General features: G+C 73.1%; 11 protein-coding genes. 3 read left to right on the forward strand and 8 right to left on the reverse strand.

Annotated features, from left to right (window positions below):
* Positions 1–145 precede the first annotated feature (145 nt).
* Entirely contained in the window at positions 146–1,321 is a 1,176-nt protein-coding gene (locus ACZ5XZ_RS15240) for an FAD-dependent monooxygenase (protein WP_468977950.1), read from the forward strand.
* A gap of 21 nt (positions 1,322–1,342) precedes the next feature.
* On the opposite strand, the gene ACZ5XZ_RS15245 is transcribed toward ACZ5XZ_RS15240, so the two are convergent.
* Positions 1,343–1,996 (reverse strand): DUF2165 domain-containing protein, encoded by a 654-nt coding sequence (locus ACZ5XZ_RS15245; protein ID WP_468977952.1) that lies wholly within the window; start codon positions 1,994–1,996, stop codon positions 1,343–1,345.
* 153 nt (positions 1,997–2,149) lie between these two features.
* On the opposite strand from ACZ5XZ_RS15245, the gene ACZ5XZ_RS15250 reads away from it, so the two are divergent.
* Entirely contained in the window at positions 2,150–3,187 is a 1,038-nt protein-coding gene (locus ACZ5XZ_RS15250; protein ID WP_468977953.1) for a phosphatidylinositol-specific phospholipase C domain-containing protein, read from the forward strand.
* Here ACZ5XZ_RS15250 and ACZ5XZ_RS15255 read toward each other — a convergent pair.
* From ACZ5XZ_RS15255 to ACZ5XZ_RS15285, 7 genes are all read right to left on the reverse strand, one after another.
* Entirely contained in the window at positions 3,159–4,232 is a 1,074-nt protein-coding gene (locus ACZ5XZ_RS15255) for a trypsin-like serine peptidase (protein ID WP_468977955.1), read from the reverse strand. The genes ACZ5XZ_RS15250 and ACZ5XZ_RS15255 overlap by 29 nt on opposite strands.
* A gap of 296 nt (positions 4,233–4,528) precedes the next feature.
* Positions 4,529–5,452, reverse strand: a complete 924-nt coding sequence (locus ACZ5XZ_RS15260; RefSeq protein ID WP_468977957.1) for a phosphatidylinositol-specific phospholipase C — start codon at positions 5,450–5,452, stop codon at positions 4,529–4,531.
* A gap of 141 nt (positions 5,453–5,593) precedes the next feature.
* Entirely contained in the window at positions 5,594–6,556 is a 963-nt protein-coding gene (egtD, locus tag ACZ5XZ_RS15265) for an L-histidine N(alpha)-methyltransferase (protein ID WP_468977959.1), read from the reverse strand.
* Positions 6,553–7,308 (reverse strand): ergothioneine biosynthesis protein EgtC, encoded by a 756-nt coding sequence (gene egtC, locus ACZ5XZ_RS15270; RefSeq protein WP_468977961.1) that lies wholly within the window; start codon positions 7,306–7,308, stop codon positions 6,553–6,555. The genes egtD and egtC overlap by 4 nt, the downstream gene beginning before the upstream one ends.
* 28 nt (positions 7,309–7,336) lie before the next feature.
* Positions 7,337–8,659, reverse strand: a complete 1,323-nt coding sequence (egtB, locus tag ACZ5XZ_RS15275) for an ergothioneine biosynthesis protein EgtB (protein ID WP_468977964.1) — start codon at positions 8,657–8,659, stop codon at positions 7,337–7,339.
* Positions 8,656–9,933 carry an ergothioneine biosynthesis glutamate--cysteine ligase EgtA gene (gene egtA / locus ACZ5XZ_RS15280; RefSeq protein ID WP_468977966.1) on the reverse strand — a complete coding sequence of 426 codons (1,278 nt, stop codon included), beginning with the start codon at positions 9,931–9,933 and terminating at the stop codon, positions 8,656–8,658. The genes egtB and egtA overlap by 4 nt, the downstream gene beginning before the upstream one ends.
* A gap of 342 nt (positions 9,934–10,275) precedes the next feature.
* Positions 10,276–11,487, reverse strand: coding sequence for a pyridoxal phosphate-dependent aminotransferase (locus tag ACZ5XZ_RS15285; protein WP_468977969.1), 1,212 nt, complete (start codon positions 11,485–11,487; stop codon positions 10,276–10,278).
* A gap of 113 nt (positions 11,488–11,600) precedes the next feature.
* Between ACZ5XZ_RS15285 and ACZ5XZ_RS15290 the strand changes: the two genes are divergently transcribed.
* On the forward strand, positions 11,601–12,224 hold the full coding sequence (locus tag ACZ5XZ_RS15290) for a winged helix-turn-helix transcriptional regulator (RefSeq protein ID WP_468977971.1): 624 nt from the start codon (positions 11,601–11,603) through the stop codon (positions 12,222–12,224).
* Positions 12,225–12,262: the final 38 nt, after the last annotated feature.

A 12,262-nucleotide genomic window follows, 5' to 3' on the forward strand; every position in this document is an offset into this window, starting at 1 on the left:
TCGCGAGTGCTTGCCCCCGCCTCGGGCGAGCAGGCGGACTGGATCTTCCGGCCCGCTGGGGACAAGGTGGGACGGTGCGGCCGACACGGGCCGCACCGTCCGTCGGCCATGACCCGGCCGGCGGCCCGACTGGGGGGACACCGGCATGACCAAAGCCCTGATCATCGGAGGCGGCATCGCGGGGGCGGTGACCGCGATGGCCCTGCACAAGGCGGGCATCGACTCGGAGATATTCGAGGCGTACCCGACCGGCGCCGACGATGTCGGCGCCTTTCTCGTGGTCTTCGCCAACGGCCTCGAAGCGTTGCGGGTGATCGACGCCCACGGTCCGGTCGTCGAGAACTCCTTCCCGGCGCAGCGGGTGGAGTTCCTCGGCAACGACGGTGCGCGGCTGGGGGAGCGCCCCATCGCGGGCACCGAACAGGGCACCGACCTCGGCCCGCGCACCCTGCGGCGGGCCACTCTCTACCAGGTGCTGCACGCCGAGGCGGCGCGCCGCGGGATCGCCGTACGGCACGGGAAGCGGCTGGTCGGCGCCGAGACCGTGCACGGCGCGGGCGGCCGGCGGGTGGTCGCGGCCTTCGCCGACGGCAGCCGCGCCGAGGGCGATCTGCTGATCGGCGCGGACGGACTGCACTCCGTCACCCGCACCCTCATCGACCCGGCCGCGCCGCGGCCCCGCTACACCGGCCAGAACACGGTCTGCGGATACACCCGCGACGCCGAGGTCCCGCTCGCACCGGACACCTACACCATGATCTTCGGCAAGCGGGCCTTCTTCGGCTGTACCCGCGCCCCGGACGGCGAGGTCTGGTGGTTCGCCAACGTGCCGGGCACCGAACTGGACCGCACCCAAGCGCCGATGACCACCCCCGAAACCTGGCGCGCCAGGGTCGCCGGGCTCTTCTCCGACGACGACACTCCGGCCGCGGCCATCGTCCGCGCCACCGGCGACCGCGTCATCGCCTCCAACGCCTACGACATCGCCACCACCCCTGCCTGGTACACCGACACCATGGTCGTCCTCGGCGACGCCGCACACGCCGCCGCTCCCAACGCCGCCCAGGGCGCGTCCATGGCCATCGAGGACAGCGTGGTCCTCGCCAAGTGCCTGCGCGACCGGCCCGATCCGCGCAGCGCCTTCGTCGCGTACGAGGAGCTGCGCCGGGAGCGGGTGGAGAAGGTCGTCGCCGCCAGTGCCGGGATGGCCAAACTCACCGCGTCGGGCGCCACCGGCCGCCCCTCGCGCCCGGACGGCGCCCCCGAGCGCGGCAGCGCCGGCGCCGACGACTGGCTGACGGGGTACCGGATCGCGTGGTGAGGCGGGCGGCGGCCGAGGAGGCTACTCCCCGCCTCCGCGGCGTCCGCTCCGGACCGGAAGGTGGACGACCACGAGCGCGATCCCGGCGACGGTGATGTTGCGGGCCGCCGCCTCCAGGCCGTTCCAGGTCTCCGACTGCCACATCGCGAACCACTCACCGCCGACCGCCATGAAGCCCGCGCCGAACAGCAGCAGGATCATCAGCAGGCCCAGGGTGCTGGTCCGTTGGGCGCGGGCGAGGTCGTCGCCGCGCCGCAGGGCGACGGTCCACAGGGCGGTGGCGGCGATCAGCACCAGCGCGGCGAGCGTCTCCCAGACGATGATCGCCACGTACGCGGCGTCCTGAAGGGGGTGTGAGGTGATGGCCCGCCACATCAGGTCCGGATCCTTGAACGTGGTGTCCATGGCCAGGACATGGCGGACGAACTGCTGGTTGGTGCCGAAGTCGGTGATATTGCCGAAGGCGACGAGCGCGATGTAGAGCGCGACCGTTCCGGTGAGGACGGCCGCCGCGAGCGGCAGGCCGGTGCGCGGGGCCTTCCTGGTCGTCGTTCCCCTTCCGTCCGTTCCCGTTCCCGTTGACGTGCTCGCCGCATCGGTGCCGGTGCCGGTGTCGGCGCCCGCCTCGGTGTGCGGGTGTGCGTTGGCGTTTGCGTTGGTGTTTGCGTCGGTCATACGTCCTCCTGTGCTGGCCGGTGTTGGCCGGTGCCGTGCGCCGTGTGCGTCCGCTGCACCCACCCTGTGATCCCCACCGCCGCCAACTCCCGTACGCTGGCGCCCGATCGACCGGGCGACCGACCGGCCGAGGACCTAGGGGAAGCGGGGCTCATGAACGGGAAGCGGTGTGTGGGGACGGTTGCCGCCGCGGCGGCGGCGATGATGGCGGTGACCGGACCGGCGGGTGCCGAGCCGGCCGCCGCCATGACGTACGGCACCAGCACGTCCGTGGGCGTCCACAATGCCTACGACAAGGAGAAGTATCCCTACTTCGCGGACGCGCTGGACTCCGGCGCCGCGCTGCTCGAACTCGACCTCTGGTCCAACGGGCTGGGCCGGTCCTGGCGGGTCTCGCACAGCAACCCGCTCGGGAACAACAACAACTGCGAGGGCGCCGCACACGCGTCGGAGCTGCGCACCAAGGACCGCAACAAGGACTTCGGCGGCTGCCTCGCCGACATGAAGGCCTGGCACGACGCGCACCCCGGCCACCGCCCCATCCTGGTCAAGGTCGAGATGAAGGACGGATTCAACGCCAAGGGCGGGCGTGGGCCGGCCGAGTTCGACGCGCTGATACGGCAGAAGCTGGGCGACGCGGTCTACGGGCCGGGCGACCTGACCTCCGGGCACGCCACGCCCGACGAGGCGGTGCGGGCCGGCGGCTGGCCCTCGCGCGCCGACCTGGCCGGAAAGTTCCTGTTCGAGCTGATACCCGGCACGCTGGAGGAGAACAACCCGCTCGACAAGCTGTGGACCGATGTCGAGTACGCCCGGCATCTGAAGGACCTCGCGGGGCAGGGGCGGCTGGCGCAGTCCACGGCCTTCCCCGCGGTGCACGGGGCGGCTCCCGGCGACCCCCGTGAGCGCTACCAGGATCCGGCGCTGCGCCCCTGGTTCGTGGTCTTCGACGGCGACGCCGCGACGTACCTCAACGGCTCGATCGACACCGCCTGGTACGACACCCGCCACTACCTCCTGATCATGACCGACGCGCACCACGTGCCTCCGGCGATCGACGGCACCCGCCCGACCGAGACGGAGGCGCTGGCCCGGGTGAACCAGCTGGCCGCCGCACACGCCAGTTTCGCCACCGCCGACTGGTACCCGCTGCCGTCGGTCCTCAAGACCGTGGTGCCGCGCGGGGCCTGACGGGCGGGGCCGGGGCCGGCTCGGCGGTCGCGCGTCGGTAGAGGGCGGCGGCGTCCGCGCCGAGTCGGCTGCTGTACGACACGAGGTCGTCGCCGCCCTCGTCGAGACCGCCGACCACCCCGATGAGCGAGCCGGTGCCGGTGGCCGGGTCCAGGTCGGTGAGCATCGGCCCGCCGCTCGTCCCGTTGGGGAACCCCGGGCATCGGAAGCGCAGTTGGGAAGGGCCCTGGGCGTCCGCCGTGTGCCGGCAGCCGATCGGGGTGTCCCGGTCGGAGGGGTAGCCGGTCAGCAGCGCCGGGCGCCCGGGCGGCGCGTCGAACCGGATCCGCTCGGCGCCCGTCAGGTCCTCTATCCGGCCGCCGGCCCGCCCCGGTCTGCGCACCCGCAGGAACGCCACATCGTGGTCGGGGTCCCGGTCGCTGATCCAGCGCGGATCGACGTGGATCCGGGTGGGCACCCACAGGCCGTACGGTGCGATCCCGTCCTGGAGACCGGGCGCGAAGACGAGCCGGGTGCGGAAGCCGCCGTCGTGCACACAGTGCGCGGCGGTGACGACCAGATCGCCGGCGGGGGCGTGCACCACGCTCGCTGTGCAGTGGTGCGCCGGGTCACCGTCGTCGCCGGGGGAGAAGAGCGCACCGATCGCCGGTGAGGGCGCCGCCGGGGCCGCCTGCAGCGGCCGGGACACCGGCAGGGGAGCCGTCGTCCCGCCGCCGCGCCGGAGCGTCACGGGCGGACCGGGCCGTTCCGCGTACGGCCCGGCGAGCACGGAGGCGGCGGCCTGGTCGCCGTCGGCGCGGGTCGCGAGGTACGAGCCGGTGGTGCTGTCCCCGGCGGCCAGGAACGGATCGCGCGGGGGCGTGCTCAGCGCCAGTGCCGTGCTGCCCAGCACGACGGTGAGGACTCCGAGCGCCATCGTCGCGCGCAGCGGAACGCCGGCCCGGCCCCGACCCCTGCAGGTCGGCCCGCCGGGACCCGGGCAGGCCTCGGCCGCCGCGCCCACGCCGTACGCCGCCGGCGCGGTCCCGCGTTCGCTCGTCTCCACCAACAGCCGCCTCGCCGCATCAGCCGGGGCGTCCGCAGGACGCCGGATCGCCACCGGAACCAGACATTTCACTCAGTCTGATGCAGGGGGGACCGTGTTGGTTGATCACCGAGGGCGGATCACCGCACGCGGTGGACGAGATCATGCTGGGCGCGGCCCGTAGGGCGACCCTCGCGACGCCCATGGCCCCCGGCCCGGCGGCCATGGCGCGGCCGGCGGCGGCGCCGCACCGCCCCCGACCGCCGGAACGCGGCCGACTCGCCCATCCGGGTGACCACGGGCCGTGGGCCCGGCGCTCACCGCGTCAGCCGTGCGTCCCGTACCGCCGCGTTGTGCCGGATCAGGGTCTCCGCCAGGCCGAAGGCGTTCGGGAAGTCCATCGGGACGATGCCAAGGCCCGTCCAGGAACTGCCTTCCGAGCCCTCCAGAAGGGCCTTGACCTGCGGGTTGAGGCGGTCCGCGTTGGAGCGCGGCGGGAGCAGGGCGGCGGTGCTGACGTAGTTGACGAAGAGCTTGCCGGGCTCGGTGACGGCCTTGCGGAACTGGGCCTCGATCTTCGGGTACTTCCCGAACGGCTCGGCCATGTAGTCGTCCTGGATGTCGAACAGCGAGGGGTCGGCGTAGCGGACGCCGCCGAGGCCGTCGGAGTCCGCCAGCAGGACGACCCTGCCGCGCGCCCCGCCCAGCGTCGGCAGGTCGCCCTCCAGGCGGAAGAGCGAGCGGTAGCCCTTGTCGTCCAGGTAGCTGCCGAAGATCCGGCGGAACTCCTCGGCGCCGACCTCCGAGTACTCCTGCTTGAGGCGCATCAGCACCGTTTCGGACGGGTGCGCCCGCAGATACGCCCGGCAGGCGTTGAGCACGTCGCCGAACATCAGCTCCTGGTAGAAGGCGCCGTGATGGATGGCGAAGACGTTGTCGACGGCCCGGCAGCGGACGTCGAGGAAGCGGATTCCGCTGCTGAGCTGGGCATCGACGGAGGTGTTCTGGCAGGCGACCCAGGGGCCGCCGATCCGGGCACCGGAGTCGTGGGTGCCGGGGATCGTCAGGCGTGGCAGGGGGGTGTCGTCGGCGAGCGCCGACATCCAGTCCTGGACGGAGAGCGGCCGGCGGCCCGCCGCCCCGGCCGTGAACCCTCCGCTGCCCGCCCCCGCCAGTACGCCGGCGGCCGACAGACCGGCCGCGCCCCTGAGGAAATTCCGCCGATCCAGCCCCTGCCCCATGTCGCGTCCCTGCCCCTCGACTCCGCGCGCGGTGCGCCCGCCCGGTGCGAACGTGTGATCGGGGCATCGAACCACACCGGCGCCGAACAGGGGACCCGGCCGGCGCGCCCGAGGGCACACCGGCCGGGAATCGACGATCGGTCAGGCGCGGAAGGACAGTGACAGCGCGAAGCGGTCCGCGCTGTCGGTCCACCAGTTGGTCAACTCCAGCCCGGCCGCGGCCAGTTCGGCCCGTACGCCGTCCTGGCGGAACTTCGCCGAGATTTCGGTGCGGACGTCCTCGCCGGCCGCGAAGGTCACCGCGAGATCCACTCCGGGGATCTTCACGGTCAGCTCCTTGCGGGCCCGCAGCCGCATCTCGATCCACTCCTGCTCGGCGTTCCACAGCGCGACATGGTCGAAGTCCGCCGGCTCGAAGTCGCCGTCCAGCTCGCGGTTGATGACCTGGAGGACGTTCTTGTTGAAGTCGGCCGTCACGCCCTGCGGATCGTCGTACGCGGCGACCAGTGTGGCCTCGTCCTTGACCAGGTCGGTACCGAGCAGCAGGGCGTCGCCCGGGGACAGCATGGCGTGGACGGAGCGCAGGAACGCGGCGCGCTCCTCGGGGAGCAGGTTGCCGATGGTGCCGCCGAGGAAGGCGAGCAGCCGCGGAGCGGGCGTGTCCGGGAGTTCGACGCCCTGCTGGAAGTCGGCGACCAGGGCGTGCACGGTCAGGCCGGGGTGCTCGGCCAGCAGCGCCTCGCCCGCCGCGGCCAGCGCGGACTCGCTGACGTCGATGGGGAGGTAGGTGTGCAGCCCGGTCAGCGCGCCGATCAGATGGCGGGTCTTGTCGGAGGAGCCGGAGCCCAGCTCGACCAGGGTGCGGGCGTTGGTGGCCGCGGCGATGTGGTCGGCGCGGGTGAGCAGGATCTCCCGCTCGGCGCGGGTCGGGTAGTAGTCGGGCAGCCTGGTGATCTCTTCGAACAGCTCACTGCCGCGGGCGTCGTAGAACCACTTGGGCGGCAGCTGCTTGGGGGTGTCGGACAGGCCCTGGGCGACGTCGGCGCGCAGCGCGGCCGCGGTGGCGTCGGCAGGGAGGGTGCGGGTGATGCTGAGCGTGCTCACGTGGTGGGCTCCTTGAGCGGGGCGAGGTGGACTCCGGTGCGGGTGGCGCGCAGCAGGGTGCGGTCGGGGACCTCGGTCCAGTGGGGGGAATCGTCGTACGGTTCGGCGGCGACGACCCGGCCGCCGCCGGGAATCGCCAGGTGGAACAGGGTGTCGCCCCAGGTCGTGGCGGCGATGGAGGTGCCGTCGGTCAGCAGCAGATTGAGCCGGGAGGCGGGCGCGGCCGCGGCGACGGCCGTGACGGTGTCGGCCAGCGCCTCGCCCAGTTCGTCACCGCGGGCCAGTCGGTGCTGCACCAGGGCCCACACGAACGCCGCGTCGCAGCGGGCCTGCAACCGCAGCAGCTCGGTCGGCGGCAGCTCGGCCGCCAGCGGGGCGAGGGAGTCCGGCCAGCCGGTCACCGCGCCGTTGTGGCTGAAGAGGTGGCGGTCGCCGGCGAACGGCGCGGCCGCCGCCTCGGCGTCCGCACCGGCGGTGGTGGCGTCCCGTACGGCGGCCAGCAGCGCGCCGGTGCGCACCACCCGCGCCAGGTCGGGCAGCTGCTCGTCGGCCCAGATCGGCCCGGCCCGGCGGTAGCGGGCGGGCACCGGGTCGCCGGGCGCGTACCAGCCGACGCCGAACCCGTCCGCGTTGACCGTGCCGTGCCGCTGGCGGCGCGGCGCCCACGACTGCCGGTACAGGCCGTGCGGCGGGTCCAGCACGATCTGCCCGAAGGGTATCGGCGGCCCCACATAGGCGATATGACGGCACATCAGCGCGGGCCCTCCCGTGTCGCCGGGCTCATGCGTCCGCCGCCGGGGCGGCGTCCCTGGCGGTCCGGAACCCGGAGAAGATCTGCCGCCGGACCGGCAGGTCCCAGTTGCGGAAGGTGCCCCGGCAGGCGACCGGGTCGACGGCGAACGACCCGCCGCGCAGCACCTTGTACTGATCGCCGAAGAACACCTCGGAGTACTCGCGGTAGGGGAAGGCGGCGAAGCCCGGATACGGCAGGAAGTCGCTCGCCGTCCACTCCCACACATCGCCGATCAGCTGCCGTACGCCCAGTGGCGACTGGCCGTCCGGGTAGCTGCCGACGGGGGCGGGCCGCAGATGCCGCTGGCCGAGGTTGGCGTGCGCCGGCGTGGGGTCCTCGTCCCCCCAGGGGTAGCGCATCGACCGGCCGGTCTCCGGGTCGTACCGGGCGGCCTTCTCCCATTCGGGCTCGGTCGGCAGCCGCCGGCCGGCCCAGCGCGCATAGGCGTCCGCCTCGTACCAGCTGACGTGCAGCACCGGCTCGTCCGGCGGCACGGGCTCGGTGACCCCGAATCTCCGGCGCAGCCACTGGCCGCCGTCACGCTTCCAGAACAGCGGTGCGCGCAGCTTGTTCTCCTGCACCTGCGCCCAGCCCGCCGCGGCCCACCAGCGCGGCTCGCGGTAGCCCCCGTCCTCGATGAACCGCTGGTAGGAACCGTTGCTGACCGGTGTGGTGTCGATCAGGAAGGGCGGCACCAGCCGGTGGTGCGCGGGCCGCTCGTTGTCCAGTGCCCAGGGCTCGGTGGACGTCCCCATGGCGAACGGCCCGCCGGGCACCAGGACTTCGTCGACCAGCGTTTCGTCGACAGCAACCGGAAACGGCTCCGCCTCGCTCAGCACCGGGGGACCCGCACGCAGCTGATGCGTGATGAGCATGGTCTCGTCGTGCTGCTGCTCATGCTGGGCGATCATGCCGAAGGCGAAGCCCGCGTCCAGCAGCGGACCGCCGTGCAGCGGGGCGGTCTCCAGGATGTCCAGCACTCGGCCGCGGACCTCGGCCACGTAGCGGTGCGCCTCGTCCGGTGCCAGCAGCGGCAGTGCGGGGCGCTCGGCGCGGGGATGCTCGAAGGCGTCGTAGACGGAGTCGATGTCCGGCCGCAGGGCGTCGCGGCCACCGACGGTGCGCAGCAGCCACTGCTCCTCCTGGTTGCCTATGTGCGCCAGGTCCCACACCAGTGGGGACATCAGCGGGGAGTGCTGTGCGACGAGATCGGGGTGCTCGACGCAGGTGGTCAGCAGGCGGGTGCGGTCGCGGGCGGTGCGCAGTGCCGAGGCCGCCCGTTCGCGAAGGAGTTCGGGGTCGTGGGTCACTGGCCGTCCTTCCCAAGGAGGAGAGCGCCCTCCGCGGCGTACAGGGCGTCGAGATGGTCGTCCGCGGGACAGCGTCCGCGCGCCACATAGCGGTCGGTGAACTCCGCGACCGCGGTGCGCACCTCCAGGGAGGCGCCGAGCCGTGGCAGGGCCTCCTGCGCGGCGGCGAAGCAGGCCACCGCCGCGGAGTGCAGCTCCGGGTCGGTCAGCGCTCCGCGGGCCGCGCGCCGCCACAGCGGATTGCGCGGCGCGGGACGGGAACCGGCCGTGTCGGCGAGGGGTTTGACGGCGCGGTAGGCGCGCTCCGTGGCCTCCGCGTCGTCGAACAGGGCGGCGGTCACGGCCAGCGGCACGATCCATCCGCCGTCGCCGGACTGCGCGTCGATCATGCGCAGCTCCAGATGGCCGCGCGGCCGCACGGGCGGGAAGAGCGTGGTGACGTGGTAGTCCAGATCCTCCCGGGTCGGTGGTCTGGGGACGCCGGTACGGACCCACTCGCGGAAGGTGAGCCCCTCCGGCGCGTCCCAGGGGCCGTCCTCGTTGCGGATGCACATCACCGGCGCGTCCAGGACGTAGCGGGCCCAGGCGGTGCGGGGATCCGGCCCCTGGGGCGGGGCGAGCGTACGGCCCGGGTCGAGCTGGGACCAGACGACCTGGCGGGTGGTGCGGTAGCCCGTGGGGCAGCCCTCGCTGGTCGGCGAGTTGGCGAACGCCGCGGTCAGCACCGCGCCGAGCAGATGGGCCAGCTGCCACCGCCGGCCGAGTCCGAACGGCCCCGGCTCCTCGTGTCCCGCGTCCACGCAGACCTGCACGGACGCGGTGGCGCACATCATGGCCCGCCCGGCGGAGCCCCAGCGGTCGAAGTACGCCTCCATGGCGTTGTAGCGCGGTTCGGTCAGTACCCGGCGCGGGGGGTGCCATGGATTGTGGCCGTGGCCGGCCATTCCCAGGCCCATCGCCAGCATGGCGGGGCGGACCAGCGCGAGATCGGCCGTGACGGCCTCGATGCACTCGGTCAGGGAGGTGGCGGGCAGCGAGCTGAGCTCCAGCTGGCCGCCGGGTTCGAAGGTCAGGAGCGAGGTGAGGGGCAGGGCGCGCAGTGCGCCGGCCGCGTGGCGCAGCCGGTCCGGTTCGACCGGACATCGGGGGTTGCGCGCGTCGTGGACCAGCCACTCGATCTCGACGCCGATACGGCGCGGTGGACCGGTCTTGAAGCATATGCCGTGCAGGTGAGCCTCGAGTTCCGCTTCCGATTCTGCGGGCCGTACCGGCATGGAATTCCCCTCCCTTGTGGGGTCGCGGCAGGAATGCCGCCCTCCACCTAATCTGCTGCGGGCGATCCGCTCAAGGGCGCGTTCGCGCGGCGGAGCGCCCGGACGGCCCGCCGCCGGGAGAGCGCGCCCTTTGGGGTGGGGGGCTTCCCCGCGGTGTCGCGGCGCCCCCGCGCCGCCCGGAAGGCCTTCCCGCCTGTGGACGGGACCCCGGCGCGCACCGGGGAGCGGCGGGTGGGCGAGCGGCGGGGGTGCGCCCGTTCGGGTGAGGTCGGGTGAGGTGGGAGGGGAGAGGGGGAGTGGCGGGAAAGGGGGGTGGGGCGCGGGCGCCGGGGCGCCCCGGCGTCACTGGCGATAGCCCGCCAGGAAGCGGCCGATCCGGCTGATCGCCGCGTCGAGGTCGTCGGCGTGCGGGAGGGTGAGGATGCGGAAGTGGTCCGGGCGCGGCCAGTTGAAGCCGGTGCCCTGGACGACCTGGATCTTCTCCCGCAGCAGTAGGTCCAGGACGAACTTCTCGTCGTCGTGGATCTTGTGTACGGCGGGGTCGAGACGGGGGAAGGCGTAGAGCGCGCCCTTGGGCCTGACGCAGGAGACGCCCGGGATCTCGTTGAGCCGCTCCCAGGCCACATCGCGCTGCTCGTGCAGCCGCCCGCCCGGCAGGACCAGGTCCTGGATGCTCTGCCGGCCGCCGAGGGCCGCCTGAATGGCGTACTGCGCGGGCGCGTTCGGGCACAGCCGCATGGAGGCGAGGGTGCCCAGGCCCTCCAGATAGTCGGCGGCGTGCTCCTTGGGGCCGGTGACGACCAGCCAGCCGGAGCGGAAGCCGGCCACGCGGTAGGACTTCGACAGCCCGCAGAAGGTCAGACACACCAGGTCGGGGGCGAGCACCGCGGCGTGGTGGTGCACCGCGTCGTCGTAGACGATCCGGTCGTAGACCTCGTCGGCGAAGACCATCAGCTGGTGGCGTCGGGCGAGGTCGAGCATGCCCTCCAGCAGCTCGCGCGGATAGACCGCGCCGGTCGGGTTGTTGGGGTTGATGATCACCAGCGCCCGGGTCCGGTCGGTGATCTTCGAGGCGAGGTCGTCGAGGTCCGGCAGCCAGTCGGCGGACTCGTCGCAGAGGTAGTGCACGGCCTTGCCGCCGGCGAGAGTGGTGACCGCCGTCCACAGGGGGTAGTCGGGGGCCGGGATGAGGACCTCGTCGCCGTCGTCGAGCAGCGCCTGTACGGCCAGCGAGACGAGCTCGGAGACGCCGTTGCCGAGGTAGACGTCGTCGACGCCGACGTCCGGCAGCCCGGCCTGCTGGTAGCGCTGGGCCACCGCGCGGCGGGCCGAGAGGATGCCACGGGAGTCGGTGTAGCCGTGCGCGCGGGACAGATTGCGCATCATGTCCTGCAGGATCTCCTCGGGGCACTCGAAGCCGAACAGCGCCGGATTGCCGGTGTTCAGCCGCAGCACGCTGTGGCCGGCCTCCTCCAGCGCGTCGGCGTGCTCGATCACCGGTCCGCGGATCTCGTAGCAGACGTCGGCCATTTTGCTGGACTGCTTGAACTGCATGCGGTGGCCTCCCGGTCCCTCGCTCACCGCGCGGCGCGGCAGCATTCGTCACACCGTACTTGGTTTTACCAAGTAGCGACTTGGAAAGTCCAACTTCTGTCTATGCTGGTGCCATGCCGCGCCGAAGCTATGACCAGTACTGCGCCGTCGCCCGAGCCCTGGACGCCGTCGGCGACCGCTGGACGCTCCTGATCGTCCGGGAACTCCTGGGCGGCTCCCGGCGCTACACCGATCTGCACGCCGACCTGCCCGGCGTCAGCACGGACATGCTCGCCTCCCGGCTCAAGGACATGGAGCGCGACGGCCTGGTCACCCGCCGCCGGCTCGCCCCGCCCGGAGCCGCCTACGTCTACGAGCTCACCGCCCGCGGCCGCGCGCTGCTGCCCGCGCTCAGCGCCCTCGCCGACTGGGGCGCCCCCGCACTCGACGAGCGGCGCCCCACGGACGCGGTGCGGGCCCACTGGTTCGCGGTGCCGCTCCTCGCGCGGCTCGCCGACCACTTCACCGACGGCGTCCAGGTCATCGACATCGCCCTCGACGAGGGGGAGTTCCATGTCCTCCTCGCGGCCGACGGCGGCCCCGGTTACGCCGACGGACCCGCCGAGCGCCCCGACGCCCGGCTGCGGATGGACACCGCCACCTGCGCCGACATCGCCTACGACCGCCTCTCCCTCGCGGCGGCGATCGCCTCCGGCCGGATCGCGGTCACCCTGTCCCAGGGGGTGTCCGGCGGCTGACCGGCGCCACGCCCGGCGCGCCGGGGCCGGCGATCTCG

The sequence above is a fragment of the Streptomyces sp. NPDC033270 genome (assembly GCF_055576575.1).

Excerpts from the sequence above, each read along its gene's own strand:
- ACZ5XZ_RS15240 (WP_468977950.1), top strand. The coding sequence starts at position 146 with ATGACCAAAGCCCTGATCATCGGAGGCGGCATCGCGGGGGCGGTGACC.
- ACZ5XZ_RS15245 (WP_468977952.1), bottom strand. The coding sequence starts at position 1,996 with ATGACCGACGCAAACACCAACGCAAACGCCAACGCACACCCGCACACC.
- ACZ5XZ_RS15250 (WP_468977953.1), top strand. The coding sequence starts at position 2,150 with ATGAACGGGAAGCGGTGTGTGGGGACGGTTGCCGCCGCGGCGGCGGCG.
- ACZ5XZ_RS15260 (WP_468977957.1), bottom strand. The coding sequence starts at position 5,452 with ATGGGGCAGGGGCTGGATCGGCGGAATTTCCTCAGGGGCGCGGCCGGT.
- egtC (WP_468977961.1), bottom strand. The coding sequence starts at position 7,308 with ATGTGCCGTCATATCGCCTATGTGGGGCCGCCGATACCCTTCGGGCAG.
- egtA (WP_468977966.1), bottom strand. The coding sequence starts at position 9,933 with ATGCCGGTACGGCCCGCAGAATCGGAAGCGGAACTCGAGGCTCACCTG.
- ACZ5XZ_RS15285 (WP_468977969.1), bottom strand. The coding sequence starts at position 11,487 with ATGCAGTTCAAGCAGTCCAGCAAAATGGCCGACGTCTGCTACGAGATC.
- ACZ5XZ_RS15290 (WP_468977971.1), top strand. The coding sequence starts at position 11,601 with ATGCCGCGCCGAAGCTATGACCAGTACTGCGCCGTCGCCCGAGCCCTG.